The 503-nt window shown below is 33.6% G+C and carries 1 pseudogene; it reads left to right on the top strand.

The window, feature by feature from the left end:
- Positions 1-77: 77 nt before the first annotated feature.
- A pseudogene (locus HHH54_RS10905) lies at positions 78-503 on the top strand (transposase family protein); the annotation flags it as partial.

Consider the following 503-nt stretch of genomic DNA (forward strand, 5'->3'; position numbering starts at 1 on the left):
ACTTTTTAGATGCAAAAAGACGCAATGACCTCTATTATTAAAAGTGCCCAAACCATAATAAAGGAGATCATGCGTCCATGAATTATTTTATATCAAAAACACTTAATATTAAAGACGAAAACATACAATTTGAGGAAAAAGTTGAAAAATCGAAGTTTAAAGGTCGATTAAGCTTTTTCTATTACGGTGAACTTAGCTACATACCAAGCCATTGTGAGTGTTGTGAGGAGAAAAATGAACACCATACAGTTATTAAAGCAGGTAAAAAGCAATCTAGGATTACACTCCCTCACATATCTGAGTTACCTGCTTATTTCATACTTCAAAAACAACGTTTTTATTGTAAAGCTTGTAATACGTACTTTACAGCTCAGTATCCTGTCGTTGATAAGTTTTGTTTTATCTCTAAAAATACTAAAATGGCTGTTCTCAATAAGGCAACGGATATACGCTCTGAAGCTTCTATAGCGCAGGATTGTTCTGTATCACCTACAACTGTAGCA

This window comes from Staphylococcus canis (genome assembly GCF_016238445.1).
Classification (GTDB): domain Bacteria; phylum Bacillota; class Bacilli; order Staphylococcales; family Staphylococcaceae; genus Staphylococcus; species Staphylococcus canis.